Source organism: Raoultibacter timonensis (assembly GCF_900240215.1).
Classification (GTDB): Bacteria; Actinomycetota; Coriobacteriia; order Coriobacteriales; family Eggerthellaceae; genus Raoultibacter; species Raoultibacter timonensis.
In genome coordinates, this window is sequence record NZ_LT964692.1 from 1 (window position 1) to 855 (window position 855).

The 855-nt window shown below is 66.9% G+C and carries 2 protein-coding genes; both read right to left on the reverse strand.

All coding sequences use genetic code 11. The annotated features are described in order from the left end of the window. Positions 1-296: thiamine phosphate synthase (locus C1722_RS16440; protein ID WP_146040722.1), on the reverse strand; the 296-nt coding region annotated here is incomplete at its 3' end. A 3-nt stretch (positions 297-299) separates the two neighbouring features. Further along, on the reverse strand, positions 300-855 hold a 556-nt coding region (locus C1722_RS16445; protein ID WP_102380470.1), incomplete at its 5' end, for a hydroxyethylthiazole kinase.

Genomic DNA, 855 nt, shown 5'->3' on the forward strand with positions numbered 1-855 from the left:
GCGCACGCCATGTCGTCCTGACCCACGTGAACGCCGTCGGCATCGGCGGCGATCGCCGCTTCGACATCGTCGTTTACCACAAACGGAACGCCCGCCTTACGGCACAACGGCACAAGCGCTTCGGCCGTGGCAACCAGCTCTTCGGTCGAAGCGCGTTTGTCGCGCAGCTGCACGAACGTCGCACCGCCTGCAATCGCCTGCTCGACGCACTCGGCAAGCGTCCGCCCGTCGAGCCAGGCGTCGTCGGTGACGGCGTAGAGGCGCATGCCCTCGCGTATTCTGTCGCGCGGATACATGGGTTACCGATCGATCCGCTCGATCTTCGCGCCCGCTTCGAGCGCCTCGCCGTCCATGCGGTACAACGCGTCGAGCAGATACGTGCGAAACGACCCGTTGCCATCGCGCGAACCCATGCGCTTCTCGGCGGTCTCGCCCGCAAGCCCCATGCTCGCAACCGCTGCAACCGTCGCATCGAGCATCGAATCCTGGTTGACTGCGGCGTACGCGGCGCAGACGCACGAGAGCATGCAGCCCGCACCGGTGATCTTGCCCATGACGGGCGACCCGTTCGATACGGCGTAGGCTTCGTCGCCGTGCGCGACGATATCGATCGCACCGGTAATGGCAACGACCGAACCGGTCTGCTGCGCGAAATCCCGGGCGAAGGCAGCCGACTCGGCAAGGTTCTCGGACGTAACCGCATCGTCAGGGCACACGTCGACCCCGCGCGTGGTCGCCGCACCGCCGGCGAGCGCCTTCACTTCCGACATGTTGCCGCGGATGACCGCAATGGGGAGCTTGTCGAGGAGTTCGGCGGCAGTGCGCGTCCGCAGCCCCGACGCCCCTGCCCCCACG